At 54.6% G+C, this 19217-nt stretch carries 13 protein-coding genes; 3 read left to right on the forward strand and 10 right to left on the reverse strand.

The genetic code is table 11. The features are described from left to right. Nucleotides 1–61 precede the first annotated feature (61 nt). Nucleotides 62–3082 carry a TonB-dependent receptor gene (locus T360_RS0109515; RefSeq protein WP_028912578.1) on the forward strand — a complete coding sequence of 1007 codons (3021 nt, stop codon included), beginning with the start codon at nt 62–64 and terminating at the stop codon, nt 3080–3082. 21 nt (nt 3083–3103) lie between these two features. Next, entirely contained in the window at nt 3104–5218 is a 2115-nt protein-coding gene (locus T360_RS0109520; protein ID WP_028912579.1) for a RagB/SusD family nutrient uptake outer membrane protein, read from the forward strand. Nucleotides 5219–5281: 63 nt separating this feature from the next. On the opposite strand, the gene T360_RS0109525 is transcribed toward T360_RS0109520, so the two are convergent. The 9 genes from T360_RS0109525 to T360_RS0109565 form a co-directional block, all read right to left on the reverse strand. After that, nucleotides 5282–8092: a hypothetical protein gene (locus tag T360_RS0109525; protein ID WP_028912580.1), complete on the reverse strand. Its 2811-nt coding sequence runs from the start codon at nt 8090–8092 to the stop codon at nt 5282–5284. Beyond that, the gene (gene rhaD / locus T360_RS0109530; RefSeq protein WP_036929324.1) at nt 8092–8925 is read right to left on the reverse strand and encodes a rhamnulose-1-phosphate aldolase; all 834 of its coding nucleotides are present in this window, start codon (nt 8923–8925) and stop codon (nt 8092–8094) included. The genes T360_RS0109525 and rhaD overlap by 1 nt, the downstream gene beginning before the upstream one ends. Continuing rightward, nucleotides 8909–10240 carry an MFS transporter gene (locus T360_RS0109535; RefSeq protein WP_036929327.1) on the reverse strand — a complete coding sequence of 444 codons (1332 nt, stop codon included), beginning with the start codon at nt 10238–10240 and terminating at the stop codon, nt 8909–8911. The genes rhaD and T360_RS0109535 overlap by 17 nt, the downstream gene beginning before the upstream one ends. 23 nt (nt 10241–10263) lie before the next feature. Then, nucleotides 10264–11514, reverse strand: a complete 1251-nt coding sequence (locus tag T360_RS0109540; RefSeq protein WP_028912583.1) for an L-rhamnose isomerase — start codon at nt 11512–11514, stop codon at nt 10264–10266. Nucleotides 11515–11522: 8 nt separating this feature from the next. Beyond that, entirely contained in the window at nt 11523–13013 is a 1491-nt protein-coding gene (locus T360_RS0109545) for a rhamnulokinase family protein (RefSeq protein ID WP_028912584.1), read from the reverse strand. Continuing rightward, a complete protein-coding gene (locus T360_RS0109550) occupies nt 13006–14286 on the reverse strand; it encodes a glycoside hydrolase family 28 protein (RefSeq protein ID WP_369793506.1) in 1281 nt (426 codons plus the stop codon). Before T360_RS0109550 ends, T360_RS0109545 begins: the two co-directional genes overlap by 8 nt. 60 nt (nt 14287–14346) lie before the next feature. After that, entirely contained in the window at nt 14347–14664 is a 318-nt protein-coding gene (rhaM, locus tag T360_RS0109555) for an L-rhamnose mutarotase (RefSeq protein ID WP_028912586.1), read from the reverse strand. Between the two features lie 14 nt (nt 14665–14678). After that, nucleotides 14679–16301, reverse strand: a complete 1623-nt coding sequence (locus tag T360_RS0109560) for a rhamnogalacturonan acetylesterase (RefSeq protein WP_028912587.1) — start codon at nt 16299–16301, stop codon at nt 14679–14681. A 96-nt stretch (nt 16302–16397) separates the two neighbouring features. Further along, entirely contained in the window at nt 16398–17324 is a 927-nt protein-coding gene (locus T360_RS0109565) for a LysR substrate-binding domain-containing protein (RefSeq protein WP_028912588.1), read from the reverse strand. Between the two features lie 107 nt (nt 17325–17431). Between T360_RS0109565 and T360_RS0109570 the strand changes: the two genes are divergently transcribed. Further along, nucleotides 17432–18133: a 4Fe-4S binding protein gene (locus tag T360_RS0109570; protein WP_051523500.1), complete on the forward strand. Its 702-nt coding sequence runs from the start codon at nt 17432–17434 to the stop codon at nt 18131–18133. 1 nt (nt 18134) lies between these two features. On the opposite strand, the gene T360_RS0109575 is transcribed toward T360_RS0109570, so the two are convergent. Beyond that, on the reverse strand, nt 18135–19106 hold the full coding sequence (locus tag T360_RS0109575) for an aldo/keto reductase (protein WP_028912590.1): 972 nt from the start codon (nt 19104–19106) through the stop codon (nt 18135–18137). Nucleotides 19107–19217: the final 111 nt, after the last annotated feature.

Below are 19217 nucleotides of genomic sequence, written 5' to 3' on the forward strand. Positions count from 1 at the left end.
AAACCGCTAAATATTTAACTCTATAAAAATAACTTTAAGTACAACTAAAACTTACGTTCGTATGAATCATCAAATCAAAAGAGCCTCTATGGCTTTGCTTTTATCTGTGTTCTGCTTCGTAGCTTATGCTCAGAAGACTATCACAGGTACAGTGAAGGATGCATCAGGTGAACCAATGATTGGTGTAAGCGTTATTGTCGATGGTACCACTATCGGTGGTGTTACCGACTTCGACGGTAATTTCACCATTCAGAACATCCCTGAAAAAGCCGTCCTAAAGATTTCTTACATCGGTTTTAAGGAGCAGAAAATTGCTGTAGCCGGTAAGAACAGTATTAACGTTACCATGCAGGAAGATGCTGCTGCCCTCGACGAGGTGGTAGTAGTAGGTTATGGTACGATGAAAAAGAAAGACCTGACCGGTTCTGTTGCTTCGGTTAAGACCGAGGATCTGGCCAAAGTGGCAGGAGCTAATGCCCTTTCAGCCATGCAGGCTAAGGTGCCTGGTGTTGACCTTCAGCAGAGTGGCGGTGGTGAGGCCGGTGCCGGTGTGAGCATGACCCTTCGTGGTAACCGCTCACTGTTGGCAGGTAACGGTCCTCTGGTTATTGTGGATGGTGTAGAGTATGGTTCTACCCTCGACATCCCAGCTACCGATATCGAGTCGATGGATATCCTGAAGGATGCTGCCTCTACCGCTATCTATGGTACCAAGGGTGCTAACGGTGTTATCCTGATTACCACCAAGCGTGGTTCTGCCGGTAAGACCAAGGTAAACTTCAACGGCTACCTCTCATTCAACGGTGCCACAGGTATTGTTAAGCCAATGTATGGCGACAAGGAAGTTCAGCGCCTGATTGACAAGAAGAACTACGAGACAGCCGCTGCCAATGGCTGGGCCTTCAGCAACGCAGCTACTGCTGCCGACGTGCTGACCTTCAAACTGGATGATGGTACAGAGACCCTGTCTATCTACAATGACAAGTCATATACCGACTGGCTCGATATGATTCTTGACAACAGCGTATCTCAGAACTATGAAGTATCTGTTCAGGGTGGTAACGAGAAGACCAACTTCAATGTGTCGATGGCCGCTATGGATGATAAAGGTTTGATGAAGGGTGATGAGTTCAACCGCTACACCGGCCGCATCAACCTGGATCACAATATCAACTGCATCGTGAAGATTGGCGCCAGCCTCTCTTACGCTTACAAGAGCAACGACAAGCGTAACGGCGGTGTTTATAACCAGGCTCAGAAGATGACCACCATCACTCACGCCTATCTGAATGACGGTTCTATCAACGCTACTCCTAACCCATGGTATGCAGCTCACTGCTCACCTCTGCTCGACGAGGATGGCGCTTACCAGCGCAATATCGAGAGCAGCCGTTTCTTCGGCAGTGGTTATCTGCAGCTCAATCCTATCAAGGGTCTGATCGTGAAGTCGCAGTTCACACTCGACCGCAGCACCTCGCGCACAGGTACCTATCAGGACTACCACAGCCAGGCACGCTATCAGTCGCCTACCACTACTTATATTGCCAACGACCGCAGCACTGGTACCAAGTATGTATGGCAGAACACTGCTAACTACAACAAGACCATTGCTAAGCACGATATAACCTTCCTGCTGGGTCATGAGATGTCGCAGTACGTATCTGAGAGCAGCAGCATCTCTGGTGTTGCCGGTTCTGAGAGCTACAAGAAGAGCGGCTTCTACGATGTCAGCAAGATTCAGTCACCTCTTGTAAGCACAGGCTACACCAAGAGCTCTATGCTTTCATTCTTTGCCCGTGCCAACTACTCATACGATGGCAAGTACCTGTTGCAGGCATCGGTTCGTGCCGATGGTTCTTCAGTACTCGCCGAAGGTCACAAGTGGGGTTACTTCCCATCAGTAAGTGCCGGTTGGCGTATCTCCGAGGAGAAGTTCATGCAGGGCACCAAGTCATGGCTCGACAACCTGAAGTTCCGCGTATCTTGGGGTCTCTCTGGCAACTCAGCCATCTCTGCCTACCAGACACTGGCCACCATCCAGAGCATCGTGCCTAACTCTACCGACAAGGCTCCTATGACCATGGCTAATCCTAACCTGACATGGGAGAAGACCGCCGCCCTCGACTTTGGTCTCGACTTCTCGTTCCTCAATGGTCGCATCTATGGAGGTATCGACTACTATAACAGCAAGACCTACGACCTGCTGTACTACAAGACCGCTCCTGCCTCATCAGTATTCACCAGCACTATCTCTAATGTTGGTAAGACCAAGGGCCACGGTCTCGAGATTTCACTGGGCGCCGTGCCTGTTAAGACCAAGGACTTTACTTGGGATCTGAGCGCATCTGCCACCTTCGCCCGCGACGAGGTTTCTGAGCTGGCCGACGGTATCGAGCAGGTGGTATCAGGCACCAGCATTCTGAAACTTGGCGAGCCTGTTTCAGCTTTCTACAGCTACGACATGGACGGCTGCTGGGGCATTGGCGAGTTCGACAAGTATCTGGCTGCTCACCCCAACTTCGAGAAGCCACAGGCCGACTACGGTGATCCAGGTACACCAAAGGTGATTGACGTAAACGGCGACGACAAGATCGACGATAGCGATAAGATTATCTACAACCGCTCGCCCAAGGCTATTCTTGGTTTGAACACCACCTTCACTTACAAGGACTTCTCACTGAGCGTTCAGACCATGGCCCGCCTGGGTGGCTACCTGAACTACAGCGGCTACGGACTCTATCTGTACGACAACGCCAACTGGGGCGACCTGAGCTACTGGACACCAGAGAACCAGGGTGCCGACATCCCATCTCCAGGTGCCACAGGTGCTACTCCTACATTCTACAAGAGCGCCATTCAGATTCAGAAGGCCGACTACTTCAAGATTAAGGACATCACCCTGTCGTACAACCTTCCCAAGAACCTCATCAAGAAGGTTTACATGAGCAATGTTCGCATTTACGGTTCACTCAAGAACTACTTCACATTCAGTCACTTCGACAACTACGACCCAGAGCGTGGCGGTTCAGTCAACTTCCCACTGATGAAGCAGGTTGTAGTAGGTCTTAACGTAACTTTCTAAATCAAATAATTGATTATCGATATGAAAAAGATATATAGTATGTTATTTGCTGCCGCTGCCATCAGCTTCGGCGCAACCTCCTGCTCCGACTTCCTGGACGAGGACAACAAGACCGGTGAGACTGCCGACCTGGCCTACAACACCGTTTCGGGTATCGACGGACTCATCCAGTCGGCTTATACCTACACACACGGTTGGTGGGGTAAGGAGCCATCACTGGGTCTTGCAGAAATGGGCTCAGACCTGTTCTACTTTGGCTACGACAACAAGCAGAAGTCGATGCTGAAATACGATATCTCTGCCGAGGCTCTTGGTAGCAACGTAGCCGACAACCCCTGCTTGGACGAGTACTGGGAGATGTTCTACGCTGGCGTGGATGTATGTAACAACGCCCTGAAGTATGTGCCCGAGTGCAGCGTGATTGATGATAACAAGAAGGCCGCCTACCTGGGCGATGCTTACTTCCTGCGCGCTCTCTACTACTCTCAGATGGTAGCTATGTGGGGCCCAATCCCTTACAATGCCGAGCCTATCAACGCGATTAACAACAATCCTGTTCGTGTGCCCGAGGCTGAGGTTTATGGCAACATCCTGGCCGACCTGAAGCAGGCCATGGACAACTATAAGAAGGCAAACATCATGGATGGCAAGTCGGCCACTGCCGATGGTCGTGCCTACTACTATTCAGCCGAGGCCCTCTATGCCCGCGTAGCCCTCTACGCTGCATCTTGGTTGGGTGCCAATGCCGTCAGCGGTTATGGCAATCTCTATACCGAGGCTCTGAATGCTGCCAATGATGTGATCAACAACTCTGGCGCGAAGCTCTACAGCCGTTTCAGCGACACTTGGAATATGAACAATGAAGAGGCAACCACCAATACCGAGAACCTCTTTGCCGTTCACTACTCTAACGACCTGAACGCCGGTCGCGACAACTGCGTGCCTTACCGTTTCTCAAGCGAGGGTACTGGCAATTTCAACTCACTCATCACCCGTACCGGTTATGGTCGTAACGGTGGTAGTGCCTCACTGCTGATGTTCGTATCACTCTGGAACAATGGTTGCGACGATATCGGTCCTAACGGACAGAAGAACAACTCTATCTTCTTCCGTATGGCAGCCGGTAAGACCACCATCAAGAGCAAGAGCACAGGTAAGGATGTTGAGGTTGGTAAGTACTACTCTCCTTACGGCCGTGGCTTCACCCGCTACCTGCCTTCACTCTATCTCTGGCAGATTCTGGATGAGATCAAGGGTACCGACCAGCGTTACAATGGCACCCTGCTCACCGAATATCGCGTACATCCCGACCTGGCTGGCAATGCTGCCAACTATCCAAAGATGGCCGATCAGACTTACAAGACCTACGACGAGGCTTACGCCGAGGATGGTAACTACTTCAACGGTGGTGTGATTGGTATCCAGTACGCCCTGATGGATGGTAACTCAGCCGAGGGTCAGGCTCTGCAGGCCGAGGCCAAGGACAAGTATCGCTTGCAGTTCGCATTCGGTGGCGACATTCCTGTTTACACCTCTGGCGATCCTGCTACCGCCCTGCCTACCGAGGGTGGAAAGGCTAAGAGCGATGTATATGGCGACGCCCGCTACAAGAGCGAGAAGATTGAGGGTCGCCGTTCGTTCCCTGGCATCAAGAAGTTCCTTGACGATCAGTACGAAGAGGATTATCCTACCTTCGATATCTCACACCGCGACATCATGGTACTGCGCTTAGCCGAGATGTACCTGATTAAGGCCGAGGCTGAGCTGGCAACAGGCGGCGATGCCCTGAAGACCATCAACCAGCTGCGCGCTGCCCGCGCCATCGCTGGCAAGGACAATTCCATCAGCGGTACCGTTACTATCGAGACTATCCTGAAGGAGCGCGCCATCGAGCTGTGCGGTGAGTACCAGCGCTGGTTCGACCTGAAGCGTACCCACACCCTCATCGACCACGTGAAGAAGTACAACGCCCAGGCCAGTGGCAACATTGCCCTGAAGCACTACTACCGTCCTATCCCACTCTCTGAGCTGGAGTCGGTTACCAACCGTGGCGACGCAGCTGTGACACAGGATGCAGGTGGTGTACTGCAGTACACCTCTACTCAGGAAACGATGTGGCAGAACCCAGGCTATTAATCCAATAGCCTTGTATATAAAAAAGGAATGCGCCCCAACTGCGGAGCGCATTCTTTTTTTTATTTATTGGAGTGTGACGGCCATCAGACCGATGACCACATCGTTGGATAGTGTGCGCACGGTGAGCGATTTCAAGCGCTTCTGTGGATTGAGCGGCATCTCCAACATCTGTCCCGCACCGCCGGGGATGTCACGCCCATACTCGCCACCCAGTTTGACTACGCTGCCCAGGTTGCGACTCACATCGCCCGTGCCGAAGCACACACGATAAGGTCGTGGCTGTGGGGCACTGAAAGCTTTGCCATCGATATAGTAATCCTGCTCGATGGGGCACCAGTTGTCGGGATTGCGCAGGGCCAGACTGTCGGTGGTATCATCGGTATAAGTCACTACCACGACGCCATTGTCTATGCGGCTCTGCATGTGGTTGGTAGAGCCAGCCATCAGCAGATAGGCGCGCGAGGCCTTTCCCTTCAAGGGGATGGTGATGGCATCAGGATAGTTGTCCCACAGACTGGTGTAGATAATATTCTGGCCCTTCTGCGGAGTGCTGAATGGGATGCCAGCCATCTGGAATATGCCATTCACAATCTTAGTGCGGAAGACGGAGTCGTTGATTTCGGCTGTCTTCGTAGGATGACACCACTCCCCGATGCCCTGCACGGGAATTTGCAGTGTGGTGGTTTGCGGACGCGGACTGACATATTTGTTCTTAAAGATATCGCTCACGCTGGCGTTAAAATACTTAGCCAGTTTCACGGGCTGATAATCCAAGTCGAACTCTATCACCTGATGCTGGGCTGTGGTGCCCTTAATGTCGCGATACTGACCGCCTGACAGATTCTGGCGGAAGATGATTTGCAGCGGCTGAGGGAAGTGCTGCGTGATTTCTACGCGCACCTTACCATTCTTACGCACGAATTGGTAAGACAGATAGGGCGTACTGACGCTGGCGCTATCCCACTCAGCGGGGAAACCCGGACGGATGATGCACTGGCCATCCAGCGCCTGGGGGATGATACCAAACAAGCCCTGCAACAAGGTTCGACTACTGATGCCGATGCAATCGCCAAAGTCGCGATAGCACTCGCCACGCGCCGCGTCGTAATGACTGATCTGTCCGAAGTTGGCCGGACTCTGTCCGTAGTACATCTGATCCAGGATGTTGGCCTTCATCAAGCGGTAGCCCTCATCGGCGCGCCCAGCCTCGAAATACGCCAGTGCCGTGTGCATTACCTCGGCAGCTGCCACATTATTGATGCTCCAGGCATAGGGCATCCAGTCGCTGGTAGAGATAGTCTGATAACCCGACTGCTCCACGTCGATATGCGGTATCTGGCGGTCGATGTATTGTGTGGCCTGATAAGCCTGTTCGGGCGTGCATGCCCCACAGTCGATAGGCGTGTAGATGCTCCACACGGCAGGATGGTCGTGCAGTCGTTTCAGTCCCATCGCCTCCTGATATTCAGCCCATACCCCCTTGTCTGGCATCCACAAGCGCTGGTTCATGGCTTGCAGGATGGCCTCTGCCTCCTGACGATAGGGCTGCGGATTCTCACCGATGAGTTCGGCGATACGGGCAGCCAACCTGTTGCCACGATAGTTGTAAGCCGAGCTGTGGGTAACGGCTCCACCGCTATAATAGAGCGCATCGCTGGCCCAGATACAGCAATAAGCATCGTAGAGATGGTCGCCATCCGGGTCGAAGTTACGCTTCTCCCAAGCCAGATGGCGCGTGAGCACCGGCCACATCTTGCGCATGTAAGCCGTGTCGGCATCGTATTGGAAGTGCCACAACAGTTCGTCGATGTAGTTCAGGTTCATGTCATAATGGTGCATCTGGTCGTTGCGCTCCGGATTTCTGCAGATGTAACCATCAGAATACATCTGCGTGCCCCAGCGCTTCTCGGCCCGCGCCATGTGGAGTGCCGAGTCCTGCGCGGGATGCGGCAGCGTAGCAGGCACCTCCGTCACCTGACTCTTAGCATAGGCATCGAAATGACTGATGGCGCGGTCGTTCCACCCCATCACATCGCCCAGATAACCCGCGCGCCATCCAGCCAGCGGCATGCGCCAACCGATACAGCCGTGCAGCCAAGTCTTGCCGTCCCAGTCGCCATCGGCAGCCAGCGCCAACGCGCCACCTAAGGTATTGATGAAAGGATCGGGCGTGCCGAACTGGATGCGCTCGGCCAACTGGCGATAATGATCGGCAGCAGCCTCATACAATCTGGCACCATCAACCTGAGTCAACTGCGAGAGCACATTCACATCCACCTTCATGTAGGTCACCGCATCGTCCAGCGCCAGCTTCAACGTCTGCAGCGGCTCCCCCTTGGGCTCCAGCACACCAGACTTGTCGGCACCGATGTCACCATTGCGCGACAATCTGGGTTGCGCTATCTCGCTCACCAGTGCCTTGATACGCGCGCGCCCAGCCAAACCAGTAGAAGCCAACTCCCAGACAGCCGCCTCGCCATCGGGCAGTGCTACCACCCGGATATCCAGTTGTGCCCCACCCCAGCCTATGATTTGATAAGTGCGCTGCCCCTGAAAATAGCGGGCCGTACAAGAACGCACCTCCTCCAGCGGATAGTCCTTACCATCCACCTGAGCCACCAACCGGATGTTGCGATGATGCCCTTTCTTCACCACCGCGAAGATGGGTCGGTCGCTGGTTTCCAGTCGCCAGTCGGTATGACTGCCGTAGAGCGCCCGCGTGTAGCGGTTGTTACCATTCACACAAAAGAAGTCGCCCCCCGCACCTGGCTGATATTGCAAGGTACGAGGAGCGGGTGTTCCATGCGGCTGAGCCTGCGCGTCCAGCATGGGCACGGCGAGCAAGCCAGCTATAACTACAAGATGATATTTCATCAGCAAGGACGCTTCTTTGGCAGTTTAAACACATCCTGCACTTCCTTCATCTGCGCATCGGTCATGCCGTCGGGCTCCGAACCCATCGACTTGGCACACATGTAGATGTTGGCTGCCTTGCAGAGCACGTCGGTCTGGTCGAAGGCATCCATGATGTCGGTACCCACGGCCACAGTGCCATGCTTCTCCCACAGCACCACGTCGTGCGTCTTGATCTGCTCGAGAGTAGCCTCGGCCAGTGCTACTGATGAAGGCAGTGCGTAAGGCACGATGCCGATGCCGAGCGGTGCGAATGCCAATGTCTCGGGAATCATCGACCACAGCACGCGTGTCATCTCGTCGCCTTTCAGAAATCGCTGGATATGACTCATTGCCACCAGTTCGATGGGATGCGTGTGCAGGGTAGCCTTGTAGCACGACCCCGTCTCCAGCAGATAGTTCTGCAGCGCCAGGTGTGTGGGCAACTCCGATGTAGGAGCCACGGGCTCGTCGGCAATGATCTCATAGCTGGCGCAGTCGTCGCAGATACGGATAATACTACCGTTCTGCATGGGCTCCTTAGCCAGGTCGCGCATGCGCTTGCCCGTACCTTTACAATAAAAATACTTTCCTTTGAGCTGAGGCAGCACCATACCAATCTGTTTCACGGGGGCGATGGCAGGCATCTGCTTGCAGTCGTCGTCCATATATTCGGTCACGTTCACGGTGATGTTTCCACCGTTACGCTCAGCCCATCCTTTCTGCCAGAGATAGCCAGTCACTTCGGCTATCTGGTCAACAACCGCTTTCAATCCTCCGCGGCCGTTCAAAATACTATTAAACTGTTTCTCCATATCTTTCTTTTGTTATTTGTTTCAATGATTTGCCACGCGTGTTAGGCATGCCGATGAGTCCGATTATGAGCGATGCCAGCAGCAGCGCCACCATGCAGTAGGCAGCTAAGGTAAAGCCCTCGCCGTTATCGCCATAGATAAAGGTGAACACCAGTCCCCACACCGCCGAGAGTCCGCGCACGATGAAGAACATCAAGCCCTGGGCACCGGCACGGAATTTGGCAGGAAACAACTCAGAGCCCCACAGGGCGTAGAATACCTGAACCGAACTACCGTTGTTGACACCCCAGAGGATGGTGAAGATCCAGATGCCCGCGATGGTTGACACGCCCCCGCCGATGATGAGAATCCAGGCCGTGAGCGCAGCCGCCAAACCGAACACGTAGAAGAAGCGATGCGCCACCTTATCAACCATAAACGAGATGATAAACGTGGTGACCACCACAAACACCCAACTGATGCAGCTCAGCATGTTGGCCGCCTCGTTGCTCAGTCCGCCAGCGGTCTCATAGATGTGTGGCATGAAGAATCCCATCACACTGGCCACCAGGTTCCAGGTGAGATAGATGGCAGCCAGAAAAGCCACCGTCTTCACAGCTATCCGGTTGGTGAACAGCAGTTTGATGTTGTCCACGATACTACTGTTGTCCTTCTCCTTATTGGCCGTAAACTCTGTGCTCTCCTCCAGCTGTCGCTGCAGGTTCCAGGCCACGAAAGCCACGATGAAGAGCGTGGCAAACACCATGCGCGAACTGAACACCTCGATAGCCGCCTGTGGTGCATCGGCCCCAATCGTCTGACGGGCAAACGCCTCCACCGGTCCATAGCAGTATCCGCCCGGTGCCAGCAGCATGCCAAAAAGCAGAATGCACATCGGGCCTACGCCCCACGACATCTGCGAGATACAGATGTTTCGTCCGCGGTTGTTCACCTCCGAACTCTCAGAGATGTAGGTCCACGACGCAGGCACACCGATGCCCACCGAGATACCCGTCACCAGGAATCCCGCCAGCAGCATGGGGAAATTCATCGACAGCATGATGATGAGCACACCCGTCATATACACCAGCAGGTTGTAGGTGAAGATGAACTTGCGCCCGAACTTATCAGCCAGGAAACCACCGATGATAGCACCGATGGCAGCACCAAGCGCATTGGCGCTCAGTGCATTCAGCCAACCCAGGTGCATCTCACTCAGTCCCAGATAGTTCTGCCACAGCGTCACCCCACTGGCACCAGCCACGATGGCACCTGCATCCAGATAGTTATTGAGAGACACGGCCAGCGTGCTCTTCAGCGAACTCGACTTTGCCATAATTCTTAACTCTTAACTAAGAACTATCTCTTTGATGTCACGTCGCGCTCGTACTGCTGGATGGCAGCAATAAACTCCTCGCCCACGGGCACGCTGTTCTTCAGGTTGAAGTAGTCGAACACGGCACCGAAAGGCAGACTCTTGGCCTCTTCCATCAGTGCCAAGCGCTCAAAGTTCTGTCCGTTGTCCTCATACTTACGCAGCAGTTCCTTGGGCTCCAGCAGGGCCTGCAGGATGCACTTCTGAGTGGCGCGTGCACCGATGATATAAGCACCGATGCGGTTGATAGAAGCATCGAAATAGTCGAGACCCACGTGTGCACGATCGAGCGCGTCGCTGCGCACCAGTTCCTTGAAGAGGTCGAGAGTCTGGTCGTTCATGATGGTCACATGGTCAGAGTCCCAGCGCACCGGGCGACTCACGTGCAGCATCAGCTCAGGCACGTACATCAGCAGCGTAGAAACAAAGTCCGATACATTCTCGGTCTGCTCGTAGTGACCGGTATCGATGGTGTACATCTGCTTGCGGGTAGCACAGTAGGCAGTATAGAAATCGTGCGAGCCCACGGTGTAGCTCTCCAGTCCGATGCCGAAGAGTTTGGCCTCGAAGCAGTTCTTCACGCCGTCGAGCTTCTCCTCCATGATCTCGTCGAGCGATGCAGCCAGAATCTCACGATATTTCTTGCGCTGTACGGGCATATCCTTCGAACCATCATGTACCCAGATATTCATGATACAAGGGTCGTTCTGCGCCTTACCCATGGCGTCGGCGATACGACGGCAGCGCTTGGTATGCTCAATCCAGAAGTCGCGGATAGCCTTGTCGGGGTTCGACAGGGTGAGACTGCCACTCTTGGGGTGCGAGAAACTGGATGAGTTGAAGTCGAGCTTCATGTTCTGCTCCTTGGCCCAGTCGATCCAGCTCTGGAAGTGCTCCACGCCGCACTGGTCGCGATCCACGAACTTACCTCCGAAGTCACCATATATCTCGTGCAGGTTCAGACGGTGGTTACCAGCCAGCAGGGTCTTTACGAATTCGATGTCCTGGCGCACCTCGTCGATATTACGTGCACGTCCGGGATAGTTGCCAGTGGTCTGGATACCACCACTCAGAGCCTCGTTACGCTCAAATCCCACTACATCGTCGGTCTGCCAGCAGTGCAGAGAAATCTGCTGAGCCTGCAGTTGTTTCAACACGGCGTCGGTATCAACGCCCACGGCAGCGTAGCGCTCCTTGGCTACGGCATACGCTTTTTCAATTAGTTCTGTTTTCATTTTGTTTTTTATTTATTATTAGTTATTCTCAAATATTTCTCGTAAGCCTCGTCCCATGCGGCAGCATCGGCGGGGGTGTATTTCACCAGATTGATACTGTTGGCGATGATGCGTCGCATCTCCCAGATATCCTTCACCAGTCCGGCAGCCTTGGCCTGCAGCATGATGTTGCCGATGGCGGTACCTTCCTGCGGACCGGCCAGCACGGTGGCACCCGTGGCGTTGGCGGTAAACTGGTTCAGGTATTTGTTGAGCGAACCGCCACCGATGATGTGAAGATGGGTGATGGGTGATTGGTGATGGGTGAATTCCTGCAGCCACTGGAACACCTGCTTGTAGCGCAGTGCCAGCGAGTCGAAGATGCAACGGCATATTTCGGCTGGTGTCTCAGGCACAGGCTGGTGGGTGTCGCTACAATACTGCTGGATGGCACCAATCATCGACTGGGGCGCAGCAAACAGCTGGTCGTCGGGATTGATGAGCGAGCGGAAGGGCTCTACCTGCATGGCCTGACCCTGCAGTTCGGGATGCGACAGCTGTCGCACCTCGTCGGGCCACTCCAGTCGGCAGCGCTCATACAGCCACATGCCACAGATATTCTTCAGGAAGCGCGTGGTGCCTTCTACTCCACCCTCGTTCGTAAAATTGCGCTCGTAGCTCAGGTCGCTGATGATGGCATCCTTGGTCTCGATACCCATCAGACTCCAGGTGCCGCTAGAGAGGTAGGCAAACTGCTCGTTGCTGGCGGGCACGGCTGCCACAGCCGAACCCGTGTCATGACCAGCCACCGCTATCACGGGCACAGCGCCCAGTCCGGTCAACTGCTGCACCTCGTCGGTCAGCACACCTATCTGAGTGCCGGGCATCACCATCCGCCCGAACTTTTCGCGATTTAACCCTACCGATGCCAGCAGGCGCTCGTCGAGCTGCTTGGTGCGCGGGTCGAGCAGTTGCGAGGTTGATGCGATGGTATATTCGCACACCTCCTGCCCTGTGAGCATCCAGCTCAGTGCGTCGGGCACAAAGAGTATCTTACGGGCATGCTTCAGCGCACTGTTGCCCTCCTGGCGCATGGCGTAGAGCTGGAACAGCGAGTTGAAGTTTAGGAACTGTATTCCTGTCACACTGTACACCTCTTTCCGCGAGATGACGTTCTGCAGATAGTCGTCCATGGCGCTGAAGGTGATGGGGTCGCGATAGGCGCGCGGATTGCGCAGGATGGCATTATCCTCGCCTATCAGCACGAAGTCAACGCCCCAGGTGTCGATACCGATGCTCACGATATCCAGATGGCGGCGCGCCACCTCTTTCAGGCCCTTGATGATTTCGAAATACAAGGCGTAGATGTCCCAGTAGTAATGACCGCCTTGGATGATGAGGTTGTTGGGGAAACGGGTCACCTCCTCCAGTTCGAACTTCCCATCAGCTATGCTGCCAATGATGGTTCGCCCGCTGGTGGCACCCAGATCTACCGAAAAAAAATATTTTTGATTATTCATATACGATATGTTGTAATTGCTCTGTTGATACGGGGTTCTTGGCAAATGCCAATGGCTTGCCGTCGATGGTGAAATCTATCAGCTCATACTTGTCGGATGTCTTCACATCGTAAGGCGTGGGCGTATCCACCTGGATGTTGCGCAGCGTGATGTTGTTGCAGCGGCTCAGCGGCATGTCGTCGCGCTTCTCAGGCTTGAAGAACTGCGACCATGGGTGCACAAAGAGGAAGCGCTTGCAGCGACCGGTGATGTTCTCCACCGTCACGTATTCGTAGTGCTGCGGCGTGTCGGGGCGCATCTTGAGCCACAGCACGCGGTCGGCGCGCTCAGTATGGCAGTTGCGTAGAATCACGTTGCGGTCGTGGAGCGACTCGGAGCCCAGCGTCAGACAGCCATGCACCTTGCCGTAGTGGCAGTTTTGTATCAGTATGCGCTCGCAGTCGCCGTTGGTTTCGTCCTTGTCGGCCCAAGTGCCCTTACCACCCTTCAGCACCACGGCATCATCGTTCACGTGCATGTAGCAGCCGTTGATGAGCACGTCGGTACAGGCATCGATATCGATGGCATCGCTCGATGGTGCGCCACGCGTGGGATCGGGCGCCCAGATATTCTCGGTGGGTGCATAGATGTAGCAGTCGAGATAGCGCACGTGCGTACTTTTATAGACATGGTTGGTCCAGAAGGGCGAGTTGATGAGATGCACATCCTGGATGGTGACGTTTTTGGCGTTAGAGATATAGGTGAGTCGCGGGCGCTGCGCATCCTTGTTGGTGCACTGCGGATTCCACTTGCGACGAATCCAGAACTCCTGCCAGTAGTTCAGTCCGTTGCCGTCGATGGTGCCCTTGCCGCTGATGCTGAATCCATCCACGCCGTCGGCATTCACCAGCGCACAGAAGTAGGTGCAGGTTTCGCCCTCGATACGGGTTTTCATATAGGGGAAATCGATGATGCGGTCGGAACCTTTCAGTCGACCGACCACGTGCAGGTGCGTACCTTGCTTAAAGAACAGGGCGCCCGTGAGGAATGTGCCTTCGGGTATCACCACCACGCCCCCACCCGCTTGGGCAGCACGGTCGATGACGGCCTGTATGGCCTTGGTCTGCACCACTGTCGAATCGCGGCGCACGCCAAAGTCGGTGATGACATACTGCTTGCCCAGCGCCGCCACATCCACCTTGGTGGTATCCTTAAACCAGGCGTCCATCACGGTGCCGTCGGGCCAGCGCTCCACAGCAGGTTTCTTCTTAGGTTTCGCCGTGCCAGCAGTCATCACCGCCAGCGCCAGCATCAGGAGTATTGATTTTTTCATGAAATGCGTCAATTGTTTGTATTAGTCGAGATGGAACACCTCCTGCAGAGGTTTGGTTACGGGCGAGTTGTCGGGGTTCACGTCCATGATGTCGGCCATCATGTCCCACCATTTCTGCGTGATGGGATCCACGTTGTCAGTATCCTGCGAGTTGCCCTCGCCTGCGCACTCCTGATAACCAAACAGGATGTTGGTTTCCTTGTCCCAGTAGATGCTGTAGTTGCTCACGCCGCCGTCCTTGATCATCTTCACCAGTTCGGGCCAGATGGCAGCATGCCTGCGCTCGTATTCCTTTTCGCAGCCGGGTTTCAGCTGCATCTTAAATGCAAATCGTTTCATTTGGTTTTACGTTATTATTTCTTCTTTAAGAATGTTGCTAATGCACTATGGTTGGCGCGCAAACCCTTGGCCACGCACTGGGCGTTGGTTTTGGCACCCAGCAGCGAGGTGTGGGTGTGGTCGCGCTTGTAGTATTTCTCGGCCTTGGCCTTGCTGCCACACTTCTTATCCAGATAGTCGGCAGCCAGGTTATGCAAGTCCACCAGTTCGGTGCCCGTCTCCTGTGCCACCTGGCGATACCAGCGGCCGTAGGTATCGTTGCGGCGCTCGATTTTTCCGTTCTCCCACTCGTTGCGTGGCGTCAGCGACACCAGGATGGGGGTAGCACCTTTTTCGCGAACGTCCTGGATAAACTTCTTCAGATACCAACCGAAGCTGTACACCACCTCGTAGCGACCATTGTCCAGCCTGTACACATGACTGCTGTCGGCAGCCGTGGCGATGGCGCCGCGATATTTAGGTTTGTCGATGGTGCTGATGTCGTTATGACCAAACTGGATGAGCACGAAATCGCCGGGCTTCAGCGAGTTGTACACCTTGTCCCAGCGCCCCTCGTTGAGATAGGAACGACAACTGCGACCAGCCATGGCGGCATTCACAATGCTGATTCTGTTTTCGTCGAACACCGTATTGGCCACGGCGCCCCAACCCCACATGCCGTCCTTGTCCTTATCCTCATTCTTCACCGTACTGTCGCCTGTGATAAACACGGCGGGCTTGCCATCGGTGCGATCCACCGCATAGGTAGCGGGCTCCACGCCGCGCATCATCGCCTGCAGCGGGGCGAGTGCGGGGTTATGGCTCGCCATCAGCCCTTCGGCAGCACTGCGGGCGTTCATCATCGCCCCAAAACGACTGGTGTGGATTTTGTCGAGATAGAAATGGTAACTGGTCTTCCATGGCCCGTAGCTATCCAGCTTGCGCCCCGAAATCTCGTTCAGGTCGATAAAGGGCACGCCCTCTTCGGCAGCCACCTGCATGAGCCACTGTGTGTGAGGCTTGCGCACTATCTTGCCGTTGTCGTCGTAGGCATTGCGCGGGGTGAGCGACATCAGGATGGGACGTCCGCCCTGCTGGCGCACATCATTAATATATTGGCGCATGTAGCCGCCGTAGGTATAGACGGTTTCGTGCTCGCCGGTCTCCTTGATCACCACCTGCAGCGAGTCGTCGCCGGTACCAGGGATGCTGGCACGCGCGCGGCCCTCGTCGTAAGGTCCGTTGTCGTTATGACCGATGGATATGATCACCCAGTCGCCTGGGCGTATGGCCTGCTTGATGGGCTGCCACAGTTTGTTGTAAAAGGTGCGACTGCTCATGCCGCCCAGCGCCTGGTTCTCAACCGTAATCTTTTCGGGGTCGAAATAATCGTGGGCATAGTAGCCCCATCCCCACTGTCCGTTGTTACCATTGCCCATCGTACCCGTGCGCATGGTGGAATTACCTATCAGGAAGAGCACGGGGTTCGAGCCCTTTCGGCTCGAACCGGGCACGGGTCGTGCCGTCATGGCCTGTGCGATACTGTCGGGGGTATTATCGATGACACCATTCACGTCCTTGGGTGCGTCGGCCACTTGTGCCAGCGCCACCATCGGTAGTGCCATCATGATGAGTGATATACAGCTCTCTTTAATCATCGTTACATGTTTTTAGTAATTTTCGATGCAAAGATATTATCTTTTGTTCTGATTAGGGCTACAATATCGTTCGTTTTCCTATACTATCGTACGTTTTCAGAGCCTTATTCCGTATTTGGCAATGCGCTCTTCCATCATCTTTGGCGGCATAAAGCTCAGCAGCGTGGTGGTGATGGTGTTGAGCATGCGTTCGCGGATAAAGTCGCTGCGCAGATAGAGCGACACCCTGCGCTGCGAGAGAAAGTCGCCCTCGATGGGCCGCACGTTCTCGCGCTGATGTTCGGAAAGCAGTGGCAGGTGCATCTCGGGGATAATCGTGAAGCCTCCGTTCTCATCGACGATGCGCACCAGCGTGTCGATGCTGCCCGCCTCGTAGATATGATTGCCCACGGCTCTCGACTTGCAGAAGCTGAAGGCACTCTCGCGCAGGCATTGGGCCTCTTTCATGATCCACATCTTCTCGTGGGTGAGATTCTCGGGTTTGAAAACGGGCAACTTGCGCCAGCAGCTCTCAGCCAGATACACCATGAAACGCTCGGTGTAGAGGGGCACTTCGAGTATGCCATCGCGCTTGTGGCCACAGGTGGCTATGCCGGCATCCAGTCGGCCCTGCTGCAGTTCACCCAGCATGGCGTCGGCCTTCAGTTCGCGGATAGACAGGGCCACCTGCGGATAGTTCTCCCGGTAGATGCGGATAAACTTGGGCAGGATGTAAGGAGCGATGGTGGGCCCTATGGACAGGGCGAGACTACCGCTCACGTCGCCTTTCTCCTCGGTCACCAGTTCGCTGATGCGCTCGGCCTCGGCCAGCGCTTTCTCAGCCTGACGGATGATTTTCTCGCCGGCAGGTGTGGGCGTCACGTGCTTGTTGCTTCGCTCAAAGATGCGCACGTCGAGTTCTTCCTCCAGCTTCACCAGCATGGAGCTCAGTGTGGGTTGCGATATGCCACACTGCTCGGCCGCTTTGGCAAAATTGCGCTGGCGGTCGATGGCAACGATGTATTTCAACTGTTGTAGCGTCATAGGCCTTTTGCTTTAATAGATAAAACCGATACAAAGATAGATAAAATGATTCATACATCTATCATAAATATCGTACCTTTGCACCGGATTTAAGAATAATTAGGTATATGAAGAAGAATTTTCACCGTCATTTTGCCACTCCAGGGCTTTCGCTCTACTGGATTATCTTTGCCTACATCATCATAGGCTGGTTTTTCCCCGTCGTAGGTTTGCTGGCGCTCATCTGCATGGTGGGCCCTGTGCTCACATCGATTTGGCGCGGCCGTTACTGGTGCGGCAACGTGTGTCCGCGTGGCAACATGTACGACCGATTGCTGTCGAAATATTCACCTCATCGCCCCATCCCTGCGTTTGTGCGCACACCGGGTTTCCGCCTGTTCATGGTGGGTTTCATCTTCACCATGTTTGGCGTGCAACTGTCGGTCATCGTGCCCTGGAGCGAGGGCGGTATGGCCATGTGGAATGGCATCGGCCAGGTGTTCTGGAACCTCATCGTAGTCACCACCCTTGCGGGCGTGGTACTCTCGTTCATCTATGCGCCCCGCACGTGGTGCTCGTTCTGCCCCATGGGCACACTGTCGGCCTGGGTGGCCCCCAAAAAGCAACCGCTGCCCGCGCCCTATACCAGTGTGAGCGTGGCCAGCAGTTGCCAGATGAAGTGTAAAAGTTGTGCCCGCGTATGCCCCATGCAGCTGACGCCTTACGACAGCCGCGGCCAGGCATCAGGCTATCTGAATCCCGATTGTATCAAGTGTGGCAAGTGCATTCAGGCCTGCCCCACCAAGATTATGACGATGAAACGCGCCTGAATCAGATTTCGTCGTCAAACGAAGCAGCTCTCACGCAGCGCAGATTCTTTTCCAACTGAGCTGTAGAGCTGGCCCCAACCAACACAGACGTGACGCCGCGCTGGTGCAGGATCCATGCCAAGGCCATCTCGGCAAGGGTCTCACCGCGGCTTTCGGCCACCTTATTATATGTGCGCAGCTTCTCCAGCAGTTCGGGGGTGAGCATCTCCTCACGCAGGAACTTACCTTTCGACATGCGACTGTCGGCAGGCACGCCGTTCAGATAGCGGTCGGTGAGCAGGCCCTGTGCCAGCGGCGAGAAGGCTATGAAGCCCACACCCTTTTCAGCACAAAAATCCAAGATACCCGTCTCCTGCGGTTTGCGGTCGAGCATGTTCAGTCGGCCCTGATAGATGAGCAGGGGCACGTCGTGAGCCTTCAGGTAGTCGTAACCGATTTTGAGCGGCTCCAACGGCCAGTTTGAGATGCCCACATAGAGCGCCTTGCCCTGGCGCACGATATCCACCAGCGCCTGCAGGGTTTCTTCGAGTGGGGTCTCGGGGTCGTAACGGTGACTGTAGAACAGGTCCACATAGTCGATTTTCATGCGCTTCAAGCTCTGGTCGAGACTGGCCATGAGATACTTGCGCGAGCCCCAGTTGCCGTAAGGTCCAGGCCACATGTCGTAGCCGGCCTTGCTCGAGATGAAGAGCTCGTCGCGATAAGGTCGGAAATCCTCGTCCATCAGTCGGCCCATGGTCTCCTCGGCCGAGCCATACACCGGTCCGTAATTGTTAGCCAGATCGAAGTGGGTGATGCCGTGATCGAAGGCGTAGTGCGTAATCTCGCGACTGCGCTCGTAGGGGTCCACACTACCGAAGTTGTGCCAGAATCCCAGACTCACCTTAGGCAGCAACACACCCGAGCGGCCGCAGCGCTCAAACTCCATCCCATTGTCGTAGCGGTTCTTGTCCGCAAAGTAATTTTCCTTCATAGATAGTTATCGTTTAGTAATTTATGCCGCAAAGATAGCGATTTATTATGAAAGCAGAATAGAAATATCGTTCATTTTTATACAAAATTATCACAGAGCCGAGAAATTTCG

Origin of the sequence: Prevotella sp. MA2016 (assembly GCF_000619825.1) — a bacterium.
GTDB lineage: Bacteria > Bacteroidota > Bacteroidia > Bacteroidales > Bacteroidaceae > Prevotella.